This is a genomic window from Aestuariibacter sp. A3R04, assembly GCF_018860805.1.
Classification (GTDB): domain Bacteria; phylum Pseudomonadota; class Gammaproteobacteria; order Enterobacterales; family Alteromonadaceae; genus Alteromonas.
This window is the reverse complement of record NZ_JAHKQR010000011.1, coordinates 225193-239838: the sequence shown is the minus strand read 5'-3', so window position 1 is coordinate 239838 and position 14646 is coordinate 225193. Positions and strand designations below refer to the sequence as shown.

15 protein-coding genes are annotated in these 14646 nt (G+C 48.0%); all 15 read right to left on the bottom strand.

The features are described 5' to 3' along the window. Positions 1–45: 45 nt before the first annotated feature. Entirely contained in the window at positions 46–462 is a 417-nt protein-coding gene (locus KO518_RS10435) for a DUF2802 domain-containing protein (protein ID WP_216025794.1), read from the bottom strand. Between the two features lie 62 nt (positions 463–524). Then, complete coding sequence (locus KO518_RS10430) at positions 525–1013, bottom strand: chemotaxis protein CheW (protein ID WP_216025793.1); 489 nt, start codon at positions 1011–1013, stop codon at positions 525–527. An 18-nt stretch (positions 1014–1031) separates the two neighbouring features. Beyond that, positions 1032–1760 carry a chemotaxis protein CheW gene (locus KO518_RS10425; protein ID WP_216025792.1) on the bottom strand — a complete coding sequence of 243 codons (729 nt, stop codon included), beginning with the start codon at positions 1758–1760 and terminating at the stop codon, positions 1032–1034. 5 nt (positions 1761–1765) lie between these two features. Further along, on the bottom strand, positions 1766–2530 hold the full coding sequence (locus KO518_RS10420) for a ParA family protein (RefSeq protein WP_216025791.1): 765 nt from the start codon (positions 2528–2530) through the stop codon (positions 1766–1768). A 25-nt stretch (positions 2531–2555) separates the two neighbouring features. After that, positions 2556–3698 (bottom strand): chemotaxis response regulator protein-glutamate methylesterase, encoded by a 1143-nt coding sequence (locus tag KO518_RS10415; protein WP_216025790.1) that lies wholly within the window; start codon positions 3696–3698, stop codon positions 2556–2558. Between the two features lie 27 nt (positions 3699–3725). Beyond that, on the bottom strand, positions 3726–6014 hold the full coding sequence (locus KO518_RS10410) for a chemotaxis protein CheA (protein WP_216025789.1): 2289 nt from the start codon (positions 6012–6014) through the stop codon (positions 3726–3728). 12 nt (positions 6015–6026) lie between these two features. After that, a complete protein-coding gene (locus tag KO518_RS10405; protein WP_216025788.1) occupies positions 6027–6770 on the bottom strand; it encodes a protein phosphatase CheZ in 744 nt (247 codons plus the stop codon). A gap of 32 nt (positions 6771–6802) precedes the next feature. Next, positions 6803–7186: a chemotaxis response regulator CheY gene (cheY, locus tag KO518_RS10400; RefSeq protein ID WP_012517682.1), complete on the bottom strand. Its 384-nt coding sequence runs from the start codon at positions 7184–7186 to the stop codon at positions 6803–6805. A gap of 52 nt (positions 7187–7238) precedes the next feature. Then, complete coding sequence (locus KO518_RS10395) at positions 7239–7967, bottom strand: RNA polymerase sigma factor FliA (RefSeq protein ID WP_216025787.1); 729 nt, start codon at positions 7965–7967, stop codon at positions 7239–7241. Further along, entirely contained in the window at positions 7964–8830 is an 867-nt protein-coding gene (locus KO518_RS10390) for a MinD/ParA family protein (protein WP_216025786.1), read from the bottom strand. Before KO518_RS10390 ends, KO518_RS10395 begins: the two co-directional genes overlap by 4 nt. After that, complete coding sequence (gene flhF, locus KO518_RS10385; RefSeq protein WP_216025785.1) at positions 8827–10230, bottom strand: flagellar biosynthesis protein FlhF; 1404 nt, start codon at positions 10228–10230, stop codon at positions 8827–8829. The genes KO518_RS10390 and flhF overlap by 4 nt, the downstream gene beginning before the upstream one ends. Positions 10231–10257: 27 nt before the next feature. Then, on the bottom strand, positions 10258–12357 hold the full coding sequence (flhA, locus tag KO518_RS10380) for a flagellar biosynthesis protein FlhA (RefSeq protein ID WP_216025784.1): 2100 nt from the start codon (positions 12355–12357) through the stop codon (positions 10258–10260). 93 nt (positions 12358–12450) lie between these two features. Beyond that, positions 12451–13575 carry a flagellar biosynthesis protein FlhB gene (gene flhB / locus KO518_RS10375; RefSeq protein WP_216025783.1) on the bottom strand — a complete coding sequence of 375 codons (1125 nt, stop codon included), beginning with the start codon at positions 13573–13575 and terminating at the stop codon, positions 12451–12453. An 11-nt stretch (positions 13576–13586) separates the two neighbouring features. After that, positions 13587–14369 carry a flagellar biosynthetic protein FliR gene (fliR, locus tag KO518_RS10370; RefSeq protein ID WP_216025782.1) on the bottom strand — a complete coding sequence of 261 codons (783 nt, stop codon included), beginning with the start codon at positions 14367–14369 and terminating at the stop codon, positions 13587–13589. A 6-nt stretch (positions 14370–14375) separates the two neighbouring features. After that, entirely contained in the window at positions 14376–14645 is a 270-nt protein-coding gene (gene fliQ, locus KO518_RS10365; protein ID WP_216025781.1) for a flagellar biosynthesis protein FliQ, read from the bottom strand. Between the last annotated feature and the right edge of the window lies 1 nt (position 14646).

The window sequence follows — 14646 nt, the reverse complement described above, 5'->3', positions numbered from 1 at the left end:
ATGTCAACATCTTTACGGCTGGACGTCTAAACGTCTTTTAGATAGTCATCGTGTTCTGTGCATGCTAATGAGTAACTCAGCTTCAGCCAGTGGCAAATCACAGGCTTGCATAATTTCTTCTACATCAGCCCCTGATTTAACCAACTCTGCAGCACGGGAATACAACCGCATGGAAGGATCCTGCGTTTTGACCTCTCGCAACTGATTTTCCACTTGCGTGTATTGCTCGCTCAGGTTGTGCATGTGTTTCGCTTGCACCATAGAACGAGTTTGCATTTCTGTCAGTTGATTCTCCAACGTATTGATTTCATTTCTAAAATCACCTAGCAATGCGTGTAATTCTGTCACCTCACGCCGAATGGCAACCTGTTCCTGCCTGCTGTAAAAATATAACCATAATACCGCCACTACAGCCAGTAGTCCGGTGGCGATAGCAAGCAATGACAGTGCTGAGGCATCCATATAACGGCACGTTCTCCTAAAAACCCAAAAGCGTTCGACATTGAACGCTTAGCACACAGTGTTTAAAAACTGCTAATTTCATCCCATTCGTCATCGCTTAATAACTTGTTCAAGTCAACGAGAATAAGCAATTCACCATCGCGGTTGCTTACGCCCTGAATAAACTTAGCACTTTCCTCTGTACCAACGTTTGGTGCGCTGTCAATTTCCGATGACTTCAGATAAACCACTTCCGCTACGCTGTCTACTAAAATGCCCACGACCTGTTCATCAGATTCAATAATAACAATGCGCGTATTATCCGTCGTTTCGGTTGGCATAAGGCCAAACCTGGCTCGCGTATCAATAACGGTAACAACGTTACCACGCAAATTGATGATACCAAGCACGTAATCAGGCGCACCGGGTACTGGCGCAATTTCTGTGTAGCGCAACACCTCTTGAACCTGCATGACATTGATGCCGTAAGTTTCTTCACCCAAGCGATAAGTTACCCACTGCAACACCTCGTCGTTGTCTGGTGTATTACTCATAGTTGTTTTATCATTCATATTACCCGGCTCCCCAAGCTAGCCCGTTTGATCATTACTGCCCAAACCATCGTTGAGCATTGCAATTAACTGATATACGTCGATTAGCGCGCACATCCTCTCTTTCACCATACCGGCCAGCCAGGGGCGTTTCCCCCCGGTCTCACGCCATTTCACTTCGTCCTTTGACAAGGTTACGGTATTGACCAGTTTGTCACTGGCTAACCCCCAGGCGCTGTCACCCAGCATAATAAGATACTGATAGTGTAGCGTTTCTGCGAGATTTTGGTTGTATTTTTCTGGCATTACCCACATCGCAGTATCGACCACATTGATTTTTTGTTCCCGGTGTAACATCACACCTTTGAACCAATCAGGTTTGCCAACTAGTCCGCCCACTTTTTCCAGACGATGAATGCCGCCAAGAGTAATAAGTGGTACGGCGAGAGTAAGACCTGCAACCTCAAAAAAAAGCGCCTGAAAACGATTTTCCAGCAGGTCTTTCACATATGCCACTCGCGGCGGCGTAACTCCAGACTCGTCAGCAACCACCGCGGTTTCCGCTGACGAAACGACGGGTGTTATAGGAGCGATGGCTTCCGCGGCTTTTTCTTCTTCAGACGAGTCGCCGGCTAAGTCGAGCGCTGCCTGTTCAAGAAGTTTCGCTGTTTTCGCGGTTACTTCCGCCGGATCTTCAGGGCCGTGAAGCAAACTGTCAAGGTAAGCTTGCATCACATCTTCACGGGCGAACGGCGTACTCTTAGTCATGATCGTCACCCATCCAATTCTGCTAATAACTTATTATAGGCATAAACCCCACGCGCTCTGGGATAAATTACCGACGCCGGAGATTGCGCCTGACTGGCATCGCGAAAACGCGTGTCTACAGGGATCACCCCTTTCCACACTCTACTGCCATAATCTTCAACCAGTTTATTGTGAGATTGAATTGCGGCATTTGTGCGGCGGTCAAACATGGTAGGTACAATCAATGTGTCGAACTCCTTTTGCAAGGAACGCCCCATTATTTCCAGCGTGTGTATCATTCTGTCCAGCCCTTTTAACGCCAGAAACTCTGTTTGCACAGGCACAACTACCTTCTGACATGCTGCCAAAGCGTTAACCATCAAAACACCAAGTACCGGCGGGCAATCAATAAGTACATAATCAAACTCATCGTTTACTGTAAACAAGGCCTTTTTAAGAATAAGCCCCATACCGCTCTGCATACCCATTTGTCTATCCAGTGTAGCCAAAGCCATAGACGCAGGAAGAATAAACAAACTGTCAAGTTTTGTTGAACAAAGACAGTCGAGAACCGCGTCTGCCGATATCTCACTTTGAGACATGAAAATGTCGTAAACAGAAGCACTTAACTCTTCAGCGTCGGTGCCGAAATAATAACTCAACGACGCGTGAGGGTCAGTGTCGATTAATAAAACGCGTTTGCCTTGCTGAGCGAGAATACCACCTAGGGTAACCGTGGTGGTTGTCTTACCTACGCCCCCTTTTTGGTTGGCAATCGTCCAAATCTTCACTTCCCTACTCCCGCTGAAAAACTGGTTAGACGCGCATTTCCGTTAAAATGCACTCTGCCATATGGTCAATGCCAATACTCTTCTCAGCGATGTTGGCTTTCGATACAGCCTGAGGCATACCATAAACCACACAAGATTCCTGATCTTGCGCCCAGATTTTAGCGCCGCTTTCAAACAGTTCACGACACCCTTCCCGGCCGTCAGCTCCCATTCCCGTGAGAATAACGCCTAATACATCACCTTCGTAGACCTGTTTTAAACTGGAAAATGTAATATCTACGCTGGGTTTATAGGTAGTTTTTTCGTCTACATCAGCGTCCTGAATGACGATGGAAGGCCTGGCACCTGAAGTTACCAGCATCTGCTTTCCACCGGGTGCCAAAAAGGCAATCCCGGGCTTCAGTACCTCGCCGTGTTCAGCTTCTTTCACCGAAATCTGACAATTGTTATTGAGCCGTTGAGCAAATGCATTCGTAAAGGTACCCGGCATATGCTGGACAAGTATAATGGGATAGGGGAAATTTGCTGGTAATCCGGCCAGTACTTTTTGCAATGCCACAGGCCCACCAGTTGACGCCCCAATGGCCAGACAGCGATACCTTTTACCTGACGCTTTAACTTTGGTTACAGTAGGCTGTGATACTGCTTCTTCACGTCCGGTAAGTAAACTCGATGACTTAAAGAACGTGGCTTTCGGCGCATTGGCCGGCATTCTCGGCGGCATCATACTACGATTTTTTCTTGTATTCGGTGCCCGCCGTATGCCCACGCCCCTTCTTGCAAGCAACCTCACTTTTGTGCGCAACAAGCCCACGGCTTCCTTGCGATCTTTTGATATCTCTTCAAATTTTTTCGGCAAAAAATCTAATGCGCCAGCTTCCAGTGCATCAAGAGTTGCCTGGGCTCCGGCGTGGGTTAATGACGAAAACATCAGAATGGGTACGGGGCGTTTTTCCATAATGGCTTTTACTGCGGAAATCCCATCCATTACAGGCATTTCCACGTCCATTGTCACCACATCAGGCGAGAGTTTGGTCAATAACGCCAAGGCCTCTTCACCATTGCGGGCTTCCCCCACAACTTCCAAATCTCTGTCTTCGTCTAAAATTTCCCTTACACGTCGTCTGTAAAATGTGGAGTCATCTACCACAAGGACTTTAAAAGCCATGTAACTGTAATTCCTTTAAACGCGTTCCTACGACTTGCGTGCGTAGCGCTTCAGCAAGCTAGGCACATCCAGTATGAGCGCGATACCGCCATCAGACGTGATTGTGGCACCCGCCATGCCTGGCGTGCCTTGTAATAACGCATCCAGAGGCTTAATAACCACTTCTTCCTGACCGATTAACGCATCGACAACGAAACCTACTTGCTGGGTGCCAATTTGAACCACCACAACGTGACCTTTCTCTCGTTCGATGTTCTTAGGTCCCCGTATCAACCACTCGCCAAGGAAGAATAACGGAATAGCTTTAGAACGAACAATCATAGTGAGTTGGCCATCAACCGTGTTGGTTTTCTTAATGTCCATGTTAATAATTTCGTTTACCGCGCCTAACGGTAATGCGAAGGTTTGCTGACCGACCACAATCATCAATGTCGGCAATATAGCAAGGGTGAGCGGGACCTTAATTTCAAGACGTGTACCTTTACCCAACTGAGAGTCAATATTAACCGTTCCGTTGAGCTGGGTAATCTTGGTCTTAACCACATCCATGCCCACACCGCGACCAGAAATATCACTGATTTCCGTTTTAGTGGAAAAACCCGGCGCAAAAATGAGGTTAAATGCTTCCACATCAGACATACGTGCTGCGGCATCGGCATCAAGTACACCGCGACTAATGGCAATGTCCTTGAGCTTTTCCGGGTCCATACCTTTGCCATCGTCCTCAATGGTCAACAGGATATGATCCCCTTCCTGGGATGCGGCCAGCTTAACCGTACCCATTCTAGGTTTGCCAGCATTGGCACGATCATCTGGCATTTCAATACCGTGATCAACTGAGTTTCTGACCAAATGCACTAGGGGGTCTGCTAACGCTTCCACCAGATTTTTATCTAAATCAGTCTCTTCCCCTTCGAGCTCAAGAGTAATTTCTTTTTTCAAGCTTCGCGCAAGATCGCGGACAACCCTAGGGAACCGGCCAAATACCTTCTTGATGGGCTGCATGCGGGTTTTCATAACCGCGCCTTGAAGATCACCAGTCACCACATCCAGATTGGCAATGGCTTTTGACATGTCTTCGTCGTTGGTATTAATACCAAGGCTCAGTAAGCGGTTACGTACCAACACAAGCTCACCCACCATGTTCATAATTTGATCCAGACGCTTAGTATCAACCCGAACTGTAGTTTCCGCTGGCGGTGGTGCTGCGGTATTTTTTTTGTCGTCTTTCTTCGCTACCGGTTTCGCTGCCTTTTCCGCCCCGGCAGGCTTTGGTATTGCTTTGTTGTTTGACGTTGGTGCAGGTGCTTTAGCCTCAGGCTGTTTAGGCGCTTGAGCAGCCGTTTTAGCCTGCTCAGCTTTCGCCGCGTTTACGGCATTCGTAGCTTTTTCATCCACAGGCACATTTGATCCGACACTGGGCCCCTGCCCTTTGCCGTGAAGCTGGTCCAGCAATGCTTCAAATTCATCGTCAGTGATTTCATCACCGTCGGCGTCTGTTGCTTCTGCACTGGAATTTTCAGGTTGAGGAGTCGACACTGGCTCAGGCGACGCTGCCTCTCCAGTGAATTGACCTTTCCCATGCAGCTCATCAAGGAGTGCTTCAAATTCGTCGTCGGTGATATCATCGCCACTGTCGGCAGATGCCGCAGCAGACGGCATTGACGAGCTTTCCGTCTTCGCTACCGCAGATTCAGGCTCCACGGGACGACCTGGTGCACCAGAACCGTGAAGTTGATCTAATAGCGCTTCAAACTCATCTTCTGAAATATCTTCAATACTACCGTCGGCAGCGGTTTCATTTACCGCCGCGACCTCCGGAGAAACCGGTACGTCCTGGCTAACCAGAGCAGATTCATCCGCTTCTGCTTCTACAGCCTGCTCCCCGACAGTGACTTCAGCACCAAAAATATTTTCATCCGGAGATTCTGGCTTACTCAGTTTGTGGAGTACATCCACCAAAGTAGCATCTGCGGCCTCGAGTGGCTCTCTGGCTTTGACTTTTTCAAACATTTCTACAACCACATCCGTGGCTTGTAAGATAACGTCCATCAATTCAGGAGTCAGGGTTCGCTGGCCATTACGCATGACGTCGAAAACATTCTCGGCGCCGTGACAAATTTCTACCAATTCAGTAAGAGACAGAAAACCCGCTCCGCCTTTAACGGTGTGATAGCCTCTGAATATTGCATTGAGAAGGTCGGCGTCTTCCGGGTTGTTTTCCAGATCGACCAACTGCTCCTGTAACTGCTCCAAGATCTCTCCGGCTTCAACCAAAAAATCTTGTAAGATATCCTCATCAACCTCAAACGACATGCTCGCGCTCCCCTAAAAACCTAGACTTGACAGGAGATCATCCACGTCATCCTGGCCTTGTACTACATCATCCCGCTCTTCAGCATTAATAATCGGTCCTTCTGCTTTTTCAGCATCGGCTTTTTTGGGCTGGGTAGGAATCACCTGGCCCTCTTTTTCACCAAATACAGTCAGCATATTCACCAGACTGTCCTCGACCTCTTTAACCAGCTCAATAACGCGGCGGATTACCTGTCCGGTTAGATCCTGATAGCCTTGGGCCATCAATACTTCGGTTAACAGGCTTGTTAGCTTCGACGCGTCAGTGGATGTTTGCGCAAACAAAGCATCAATGTCCATACACAGAGCTTTAAATTCACCGAGCTCGATCTGACGAGTCATGAGTTTTTTCCACTCGGGCTCTATACTGCCAATTTTCTCCGACAATGACTCAGCGATAGGCATACAGGATTCCACAGCATCCATCGTCGTGTTCGCCGCTTTTTCCGTTTCTTCTATAACATAGGTAAGTCGTGTTTGTGCATCTGGAATATCGTCGTTGGCGAGACCGGCAATGCGCTCATCTAACTGGAAATTATTCAGCGCGTCGTGAAGCTGACGTGTTAACTTCCCTACTTCGGCAAACAATTCGATAGATTCTTTTGCGGAGACGGCTTCCAGTAACGAACTGGCTGCCTCATTGTCTCCCTGCTCTAAATAAGTAACCAGCTGCTTTGCTTCTTCGAGCGAGATAGGTACTTTTTTTGTTGGTGTCATCCAGTAATCCTCTTCTCTGGGGCGCGGCTGGATTAACCTAAGCGCTCAAAAATCTTGTCGAGTTTTTCCTTAAGTGTTGCTGCAGTAAACGGTTTTACGACATAGCCGTTTACACCCGCTTGCGCTGCCGCTACAATTTGTTCTTTTTTTGCTTCGGCAGTCACCATGAGCACAGGCAAGTGCTTGAGCTTATCATCGGCGCGAATCGCTCTAAGTAAATCTATACCCTGCATTCCAGGCATGTTCCAATCTGTTACGACAAAATCGAAGTCGCCCTGTTGGAGCATGGGAAGTGCAGTACTGCCATCATCCGCTTCCTGAATATTAGAAAAACCCAAATCTTTAAGCAGGTTCTTTATGATTCGTCTCATTGTAGAAAAATCGTCCACAACGAGAATTTTCATGCTCTTGTCCAAAATAGCCTCCGGTGAGGATTGTTCAGTTGTTATAGATATTCGTTTGTTTGTTTTATTCTTCAGCCTGCCAAGACTGCATTCGTGCTTTTAGTTTTAGCATGGCCTGGCTGTGAATTTGGCTCACCCTTGACTCACTCACGTCAAGAACCTCACCAATTTCCCTTAAATTCAGTTCTTCATCATAGTACAAGGAAAGGACAATCGCCTCTCGTTCCGGTAACGTCGTAATGGCATGAGCCAGCGCTTTCTGAAATGCCCCTTGCATGAGATCTTCTAAGGGGGAATCATTACCCTTGTTTTGCTCTATGCTGATGACATCTTCAGAAACGCCTAAATCCTCTATACCCACCAGCTTCCCGGCGTTTACTTCGTTTAGCATCTGATGGTAATCGTGAATACTGACATTGAGCTTAGCAGCTATTTCAGTATCGCGCGCGTCTCTGCCCGTTTCTCGTTCTACCTGATTGATCGCTTCGGTAATGGCGCGGCTGTTTTTGTGGACAGACCGCGGGGTCCAGTCACCCTTTCTTATTTCATCAAGCATAGCACCGCGAATGCGGATGCCTGCGAAAGTTTCAAAACTTGCCCCTTTCGAGCCATCGAAGTTTCTCGCAGCCTCCAGCAGTCCTATCATTCCTGATTGAATGAGATCATCAACAATGACGCTGGCGGGGAGACGGGCTATCAGGTGGTGAGCAATCCGCTTGACGAGAGGCGCGTGACGCTCGACCAACTGTGCTTTGTCAGATTGTTGCTGATAGGCCGCCGCTTTACTGTTCAACGTTGCTCACCCACCACTTGCTTGGTTACCAACTGCTCAATGAAAAACTCCAAATGACCGCCCGGCTGCGCGGGCACTGGCCAGTTGAGCGCCCTAGTCGCTAACTGACTAATAGCAACAGCGGCCGGCGAACCTGGAAATGCATCAACGATGGCAGTTTGCTTACGCACAGCGCGACGAATATTTTCGTCGAAGGGGACGGTGGCCACTAATTCCAGAGCCACATCGAGAAAACGTCCTGTGACTTTTGAGAGTTTGCTAAACAACTCTTGCCCTTCGCGGATGTCTCTAACCATGTTGGCAACGATCTTGAACTTGAACACACCGTGCTCGCGATTGAGAATTTTGATAAGGGCATAAGCGTCAGTCAGTGACGTGGGCTCATCACACACGACGACCATGATGTCCTGTGATGCCCTGGAAAAGCTGAGCACCATGTCAGAAATACCTGCGGCTGTATCAACAATTAATACATCAATTTGGGAGCGCAGTTCGCTAAACGCACGGATAAGACCCGCGTGCTCAGTAGGAGACAATTCAGTCATCGACTGTGTACCCGATGTTGCCGGAGCAATTTTAATACCATGAGGTCCGGTAACAAGTACGTCATCTAACGTACATTCGCCAGATAGAACGTGGGAAAGATTTCTTTCCACCCTCAACCCTAACATCACATCGACGTTGGCAAGGCCAAGGTCGGCGTCGAGCACCATAACCCGTTTTCCCTGCTTCGCCATTGCGATAGCCGTATTCAATGTAATGTTGGTTTTCCCAACACCACCTTTGCCGCCTGTGACGGCGATAACCTTAATGAGGCTTGACTGATTCATCTTTCGTAAGCTACTCGCTTGATCTTCGATCATACTGCCTGAACTGAATTAACTTCATGATTATGCTTAGTATGGTCTAATCCATACTTTTTATAAAGCTTTGCCGCCGCGGAAACGAGAGATTTCGCATCGGCAACTTTGATATCTTCAGGCACCTGCTGCCCGTCTGTTACATAACTCACAGGCAGTTGTTGCTCTACCGCAATACTCAACACTTCACCCAAACTGTAACACTCATCCACTTTTGTGAATATACATCCATCGAGCTTCACTGAATTATATGCAGCTATTATACGCTGCAAAGCAGGATATTGGGTATTTGCTTGAGCAACCAGGTATTTACGCACAGGTTGCACCTGACCGCTGTTAAATTGCCCAAGTTGCTTGATTAACCGACTATCCCGCTGACTGAAGCCCGCGGTATCAATTAATATTAGCCGTTTATGGCGTAACTGAAAGAGTTGCTCTGATAATTCTTCACTACTTTGTGCTTTTCTAGTGGTACAACCAATGATTTTACCGTAGGTTGCCAGTTGCTCGTAAGCTGCAATACGGTAGGTATCAATGGTAATCATCGCCACTTGTTCCGCGCCGTACTTTTGCGCATACCGTGCAGCAAGCTTAGCTACCGTGGTAGTTTTTCCGGTACCAGTTGGCCCTACTAAAGCCACGACTCCAGTTTGATTTAGAATATCATTTCCACTGACATTCACGCGATTAGCTAAAAGATTAAGAAGGTACACCCAGGCCTCTCTTTCCGTATAGTGACCTGGCGTATAATGCACGAGTTGCTCCGCAAGTGGTGTACTCAGGCCCATGCCGGTTAAACACCGCATGAGGTAACTGTGAACAGGTTTTTGCTGGCGCTTTTTAGCGTCCATTAGGTCAGCCACCTGATGCTGCAATACGCTGCGCAGGGAGGCCAGTTCAGCTTTAATCCCATCGAGTTCATTGCCCGATGCCGCAGATTGAGAAGCGTTTTGCGGCGCGATAAACTCGGGGTTCATTTGCGAGGCTGGGGTATCGAATATAGATTCAATCTGTTCTGCATCACCGGAAAATAATGGCGCGTTATCGAAGGACATTGCATCACTTGTAGTCGCGGTGCCAGGCTGACTAGCCGACGCAGAAGTGCGTTGAGGTTGTGCCGATGCTGCGGTTTGTTTCTCCAGCAAAGCGCGAAGACTGTCTGAGCCGTCGTCGCCAATAATTTCGCTTAGCGTGGGAGTGGCCTTAGGCTGGGCCGGTTTTGCCGTATCATGGCGGGGGGTTAACTTCAGTTTGGCTTCCGGCTCTTTGTCGTAGGCGGCAACCAGCTCGATGCCGTCTGCCACTTTTCTGTTTGACATGATAACCGCATCGCTTCCCAGTTCCGCTTTAACCTGGCTCAGTGCCTCGCGCATGTCTTTACCAAAAAAACGTCTGATTTTCATTTCACCCTCTCCACACCCGGTGTCAGATTATTGACCCACTGAGCTGACTATTTTAATTTGTTTATCATCCGGTATTTCCTGATATGACAACACGTGTAATCCCGCGACTGAATACTTGAGGAATCGGGACAACACCGGTCGTAACATACCTGATGTCAACAGGACTGCGGGCTCGCCTTCCAACTCTTGCTGCTGCGCGGCCTGCTGCAGAGACTGCTGAAGTCTGTCGGCCAGTCCTGGCTCTATGCCAGCACCTTCTTCTCCACCTGCTTGTAGAGACTGGTGCAACATTTGTTCCAACTCTGGTGCCAGAGTTATGACGGGAACTTCCTTATTGCCTTGGCTAATCTCCTGAATGATGAGGCGTTTAAGCGCAATCCTAACCGCCGACACAAGTACATCAGGGTCCTGACTACGGGGTCCATACTCAGAAAGCGTTTGTACAATCGTGCGCATATCGCGAATAGGAACCCCTTCAAATAACAAGGTTTGCAGTACTTTTACTACCGTGCTCAAGGGCAGGATATCGGGTACCAGACCTTCCACAAGTTTAGGACTGTGCTTGGCCAGCATATCAAGTAATTGTTGAGTTTCCTCGTGGCCCAGTAACTGATATGCGTTGTTGCTAAGAAGCTGGCTAAGATGAGTGGCCACCACAGTAGCAGCATCGACCACCGTGTAACCAAGAGTTTGGGCATGCTCGCGCTGATTTGGCCGGATCCATACTGCATCCAGGCCAAATGCGGGATCTTTTGTAGGACGGCCGTCGAGTTGTCCAAACACCTGCCCGGGGTTAATTGCCAGTTCTTCATCGTGGCTCACCTGAGCGTCACCAATGGTCACGCCTAGCATGGCGATCGTATATGCGTTGGGGTCAAGGTCTAAATTGTCCCGAATATGAACAGGAGGAACCAAGAAACCCAGTTCCTGTGACAATTTCTTGCGGACACCTTTAATTCGGGTAAGTAACTCACCGCCCTGGCTTTTGTCAACCAATGGAATAAGCCGATAGCCAACCTCAAGACCAATGGTATCCACCTGCTGTACGTCATCCCATCCCAACTCTTTTATTTCAGGGGTGATCTGCTCACTGGCTTCTGATTTCACCGGAACACCTGGTTTCTCGGCTTCGCGTTTCCCCCTGTTATTCTGCCAGTAGGCATAACCTGCCGCTATTGCAGCAAAGCCCAGAAAAGCTATGTGTGGCATGCCGGGCACAATGCCCATGACAAATAATACCGCGGCTGCAATATACAGCGCCTGAGGATTGCCCAACTGGGCGCGAATTTCCTTGCCCATCTCCTGGGTTTCGTTTTCCCGCGTCACAATAATGGCGGTAGCCACAGAAAGCAGTAAGGATGGAATTTGCGCGACCAAACCGTCACCAATGGTAAGAATAGTATAAACCTCAAGGGCATTACCAAACGATAAGTCGTGCTGAATCATACCGATAAACAGGCCACCAACAATGTTGATGAGCATAATAAACAAGCCCGCAACAGCATCGCCTTTTACAAACTTCGACGCACCATCCATGGAACCATAAAAATCGGCTTCTGCGGTGATCTCTTCACGGCGACTGCGGGCTTCATCTTGATCGATATAACCCGCATTGAGATCGGCATCAATGGCCATTTGTTTTCCAGGCATAGCATCAAGAGTAAAGCGAGCGCTTACCTCTGATATACGGCCTGCTCCAGCGGTTACTACCTTAAAGTTAATAATCAGGAGGATGGCAAATACCACGACACCGACGGCGTAGTTACCGCCAATAACGACCGCGCCAAACGCTTCAATGACTTTACCTGCAGCATCCCCCCCCTCGTGGCCATACAGTAAGACCACCCGTGTGGAGGCCACATTCAGCGCAAGACGCAGCACAGTTGCAATAAGTAAGACTAAGGGAAAAATGCCAAAATCTACGGGTTTCTGTGTGAATACAGCAACCAGAATAATAACCAGACTCAACGCAATATTAAAACTGAACAGCACATCAAGCAAAAACGGCGGCATGGGTAAAATAACCATCCCCATGATTGCCAGAAGTACCACAGGTGCGCCCAATCCGTTGGTGAAGGTTTGCAACTGGTCTTTATCAAACCGCTGAAGGTAACCGGGTAACTGCATGGTATGAAAATCTCGCTAACAGAAAATTGACGCTCAATTCGAGTATGAAGAGAGTTCTACAACTACCATGCCAGTTTGTACGATTTAGCCTGCTTAGCGACGTAATTCAGGAGGGACGGGCAAATCTTTTTTAAGGGGTTTAGGTCGCTTGCCTTTACCGGCTTTGAACGCCCGTAACTGAAAGACATACGCCAAAACCTGAGCCACAGCCATAAATAGCTTGTGGGGTATTTCGTGCTCAACTTCTGTCGAGTAGTAAATTGCCCGCGCCAGCATGGGTGAGGGCACAATTGGCACCTCATGGGCGTCGGCAATTTTACGAATATGCATTGCCAGCTCATCTACGCCTTTCGCGACCAAAACAGGCGCCCTGCCGCCGTTGTCGTCGTATTTAAGTGCGACAGAATAATGCGTAGGGTTAGTTACTACAACATCGGCTTTTGGCACTTCCTGCATCATTCGACGCGCGGCAGCCTGATACTGCAACTTGCGAATACGACTCTTAACCTGCGGATTCCCATCTGCATTTTTGCGTTCGTCCTTTACTTCCTGTTTGGACATTTTCATTTCTTTATTGTGTTTGTAAAGCTGATAGGGTACGTCAAACGCTGCAATGGGAATCATCCCTAATGTCATTATCAGAAACGCCCACTCCAACATATCCAGCGCGTGAAACAGGTTTAGGGGGTACAACTCCATATCCAGGTGCAAGGCTTCGTCCTGAAAATACAGCAATGCACCAAACGCCATAGAACCAATAACCAGAAATTTGGCGAAAGCCTTGAGTAGCTCTACCAGGCCATTGACACCAAACATTCGTTTAACCCCTGCTAATGGGTTCATTTTGGCAAAGTTAGGTTTCGCAGAATACCAGGTAAAATTGTAACCACCCAAGGCAATAGAGCCGTAAATGCCGGCGATCATGGCGACTATCATGTAAGTGAGTACCGGTCCGGCCACCGACGTCAAGGCAAATCCCCATGCTTGAAACATATAAGTAGTATCGTACGTTTGCGAGCGCGAGAGCTGAAACATACTTTGCATCATGCCAAATACCGCTTTGGCGATGGTTCCGCCCATCACCAAAAACATCACACCGCTGACAACCAGAACCAACGTGGTGGACAACTCTCGGGATCGCGCCAGCCGCCCTTTCTTTCGGGAGTCATCAAGTTTCTTCCCCGTGGGGTCTTCTGTTTTTTCCTGTTCGTCTGCCATATCTACTTACCTTACACAGGACATATCTGTAGGAGCTCACACATAAACTGCTGAGCTCGCTGCCATTGACTGGCAAAGTGAGACGTAAAGTTATCGAGGGTTATCCATATAATGATAAGGCCCATAATTTGAGCGATGGAAAAACCAATACTAAAAATGTTTAACTGGGGGGCAGCTTTTGTCATCACACCAAAAGCCAGGTTAACGATGAGCAAAGAGACAATGGGAGCCAAAGAAATGGTCACAGCGGAAATAAACATCCATGCTCCCCACTCAGCAATGCTTTGAAATTGCTCTTTTGTCCACCATACTTCGCCAATGGGAAAGGCATCAAAACTCATGGTAATCATTTGTATCATGGCCAAATGACCATCCATCGTCCAGAACAACAAGGTAGCCAGTATGAGATAAAACTGGCCCACGGCCGGTACGTTAATCCCGTTTACCGGATCGACAATTGAGGCAAAACCAAGCCCTGTTTGCATTGCAATTATCTGTCCGGCAAGAACAAAGGTATTGAGCACCATCATCGAAATAAACCCAATGGCAATACCAATAATGAGTTGTTGTATTACCACGACGAAAGCTGCCACATCAACCAGGTTATCAACGGGTACTGGTTTCACCACTGGCATAATTACCAGAGTTAAAAAGATAGCGAGCAGTGCTCTTACCGTCGTGGGAATGGATTTAGCACTCAAACCAATCATAGCTGCAAACATGCCACTAATGCGCATAAATGGCAGTAGCATGTCAGCGAGAAACTGATTGACGGTGGCAAGCTCGACATTCATGAAAAACTAACCGACCACCTGAGGGATTTGGTCTACCATATGAAATGTGAAGTCCATGACCTTTTCCACCAGCCAGTTTCCTCCCCAACTCAGTGCCAACAAGGTGACTATTAAACGCGGCAGAAAGCTCATGGTTTGCTCATTAATGGACGTGGCGGCTTGAAACACAGCGACAATTAAACCAACGATCATACTTGGTACAATCACAGCAGATACCAGCAATATAACCATAAACATTGACTCGCGAAGAATTTCAACAAAAACTTCAGGTGACATA